At 66.8% G+C, this 3,274-nt stretch carries 3 protein-coding genes; 2 read left to right on the top strand and 1 reads right to left on the bottom strand.

Annotated elements, in window-relative coordinates; translation table 11 throughout:
- On the top strand, window positions 1–637 hold a 637-nt coding region (locus L995_RS24035), incomplete at its 5' end, for a cyclase family protein (RefSeq protein WP_047473951.1).
- 159 nt (window positions 638–796) lie between these two features.
- Here L995_RS24035 and argE read toward each other — a convergent pair.
- Entirely contained in the window at window positions 797–1,960 is a 1,164-nt protein-coding gene (gene argE, locus L995_RS24030; RefSeq protein WP_046984422.1) for an acetylornithine deacetylase, read from the bottom strand.
- Window positions 1,961–2,124: 164 nt separating this feature from the next.
- On the opposite strand from argE, the gene L995_RS24025 reads away from it, so the two are divergent.
- Window positions 2,125–3,274: MFS transporter (locus tag L995_RS24025; RefSeq protein ID WP_047473950.1), on the top strand; the 1,150-nt coding region annotated here is incomplete at its 3' end.

Genomic DNA, 3,274 nt, shown 5'->3' with positions numbered 1-3,274 from the left:
CCGCGTTTCCATGTACAGCCACACGGGCACGCACATCGATGCGCTCAACCACTTCGGCATCCGCGGCAGGATCTGGAACGGCTTCAGCGCAGACCAGCACCTGGGCGACCGGGGCTGGCAGCGCACGGGCATAGAGAAATTCCCGCCGCTGGTGGCGCGCGGCGTGCTGATCGACGTGGCGGCCGCCAAGGGCCTGGAGATGCTGCCCGACCAGTACCGCATCACGCGCCAGGACCTCAAGGATGCGCTGGCACGCCAGAAGGTGACGCTGCAGGAGGGCGACATCGTGCTGGTGCGCACGGGCCGCATGAAGCTGTACGGCCAGCCCCAGGCCTACATGGCCAAGCCGCCGGGCCTGGGCCTGGATGCCGCGCGCTTCCTGGTGGAGGAAGGCGGCGCCATGATCGTGGGCGCCGACAACCTGAGCCTGGAGACGTTCCCGTCCGAGGTGGACGACGACTACGTACCGCTGCACAGCTACCTGCTGGCGCAAAAGGGCGTGCCCATCATGGAGCTGGTGGCGCTGGACGACCTGTCGCGCGACAAGGTCTACGAGTTCGCCTTCATCGGCGGCCCGCTCAAGATCCGCGGCGGCGACGCCGCGCCGCTGCGGCCCATCGCCATCCCGGTGCGCTGAGCGGGGCAAGACGAGATTTCTTGAGCTTGACCTCGAAACTCCCGCGCCCCCAAGGCGAGGGACACCGAGCAAGGGCCGCCCCGCAGCAAGGGTGTCGCCGGCTGCCCGTACGCCCCCCTCCGAAGAGAGGGGGAAGGCGCGAAGCGACTCAGGGGGTGATCACAGACTCGTGCCCATTTTGCTGAGGAAGCGCTCGCAGGCGTCGAGCTGGGCCAGCTCGACGAACTCGTCGGGCTTGTGCGCCTGCTCGATGGAGCCGGGGCCGCAGACCACGGTGGGAATGCCGGCGTTGTGGAACAGGCCGGCCTCGGTGCCGTAGGCCACCTTGCGCTTTTCCTGGTCGGCGGTCAGCGCGCGCACCAGCTGGGTGATGGCGGCTTCTTCCGAGGCTTCCAGCGCGGGCGCGCTGGCGCCGGTCTCGATCTCGATGCGCGCGTCGGCGAACTCGGCGCGCATGCGCGGCAGCAGTTCGTCGCGCACATAGGACTCGACCTGGGCCTGGATGCCATCCACCGACATGCCGGGCAGGTTGCGGAATTCATAGGCGAATTCGCACAGCTCGGGGATGGTGTTGACCGCGATGCCACCCTGGATCTGGTTGGTGGTCATGGTGGTGAAGGGCACGTCGAAGAATTCGTCGTAGGGGCCGTGCGCCTTGAAGTGGTCGGCGATGTCCCTGATGCGGCAGATCAGCCGCGCCGCGTACTCGATGGCATTGCTGCCGCGCGGCGTGAGCGACGAATGCGCGGCCTTGCCGTGCACGCGGCAGCGGTAGAGGTTGATGCCCTTGTGCGCCACCACGACCTGCATGCTGGTGGGCTCGCCGACCACGCAGCCGTCGAAGCGCGCGCCCTCGGCCTTGAGCTGGTTGATCATCACGGGCGCGCCCGCGCAGCCGATTTCCTCGTCGTACGAGAAGGCCAGGTGCACGGGCCTGGCGCGCTGCGTGGCCAGGAATTCGGGCACCAGCGCCAGCGAGGCGGCGATGAAGCCCTTCATGTCGCAGCTGCCGCGCCCATACAGGCGCCCGCCCTTTTCGGTGAGCGCAAAGGGGTTGGTGCTCCACTGCTGGCCATCGACCGGCACCACGTCGGTATGGCCGGACAGCACGATGCCACCCTGCGTTTCGCCATTGCTGGCCGGCAAAGTGGCGAAGAGATTGGCCTTGGCGCCGTCCGGAGAGTGGAACAATCGGGCACTCACGCCCAGCGTGGCCAACTCATCGCGTACACACTCGATCAGCGCCAGGTTGGAGTTGCGGCTGGTGGTGTCGAATGCGACCAGTGTTTCCAGCCAGTCGCGGGTGTTTTTCCAGGTAGTCATGTGGTTCCATCTGCGCCATGGCCTGCGCCGCCCTTCGTGGACGACGCAGGCCATGGCATAGGCATTGCATATGGCGAAGCAGTGTACGCCCGGGTTGCGGCCCGGGCAGGCACGCCGCCCCATGCCCCGGGCGTGACTGCCGTCTTTTCAATCCCTTTTCGGAAATGGACCCTGCTTTGACCAAGCAAACCGTCTCGACCCGCAACATCGTGGCTGCCGTCATCGGCAACGCGCTGGAGTGGTATGACTTCCTGGTGTTCGCCTTCATGACACCCATCGTCGCCAAGCTGTTCTTCCCCAGCAATCCCGACAATCCGGACGACAACATCAACCGCATCCTGATGACCACGGCCGTGTTCGGCGTGGGCTTCTTCATGCGGCCCGTGGGCGGCATCCTGCTGGGCCTGTACGGGGACCGCAAGGGCCGCAAGGCGGCCATGGTGATGGTGACCGGCCTGATGGCCGTGGCGATCGCGCTGATCACGCTGGCGCCCACGTATGCGGCGGTGGGCATCCTGGCGCCGCTGTTCATCGTGCTGGCACGGCTGCTGCAGGGCTTTGCGGCCGGCGGGGAGTTCGGCACGTCCACGGCACTGCTGATCGAGCTGGCACCGCCCGGCAAGCGCGGCTTCTATGGTTCCTGGCAGATGGCCGGCCAGATGCTGGCCCTGCTGATCGGCGCGGCCACGGGCACGCTGATCACCGAGATCTTCACCGAGGAGGAGCTGATGGCCTGGGCCTGGCGCGTGCCCTTCGCCGTGGGCCTGCTGATCGTTCCCGTGGCGCTGTACATCCGCCGCCATGTGGAGGAGCCCGAGGTCTTCAAGGAAATGCAGGCCGCGCAGGCCAGCGGCAAGGCGCGCCAGATCGGCATCATGGAGATGCTGCGCACGCATGCGCGCGAGACGCTGGTGGGCATGGGCCTGGTGGTCACGGCCACGGTGTCCATCTACATCACCTTCACCTATCTGGTGACCTATGCCACGGTGACGCTGAAGCTGCCCATGCGCGATGCCTTCATGGTGCAGATGGCCGGCGCCGCGCTGATGGTGGTGATCATGCCGTTCTTCGGCGCCCTGTCGGACCGCGTGGGCCGCCGCATGCTGACCATCGGCTCGCTGATCGGCTACCTGGTGGTGCTCTACCCGCTGTATGCCTGGCTGACCGACGGCCCCACGGTGCAGAAGCTGCTGATCACCCAGTTGGTGGTCTGCGTGTTCGTGGCCGTGTTCTTCGGCGTGTTCAGCACGGTGATGGCCGAGCTGTTCCCGCCCCAGGTGCGTTCGGCCGGCATGTCCATGGCCTACAACGCGG

The organism is Delftia sp. ZNC0008 (genome assembly GCF_000799035.1).
In the GTDB taxonomy this organism is placed as follows: domain Bacteria; phylum Pseudomonadota; class Gammaproteobacteria; order Burkholderiales; family Burkholderiaceae_C; genus Comamonas; species Comamonas tsuruhatensis.
This window is presented reverse-complemented; position numbering and strand designations above follow the sequence as displayed.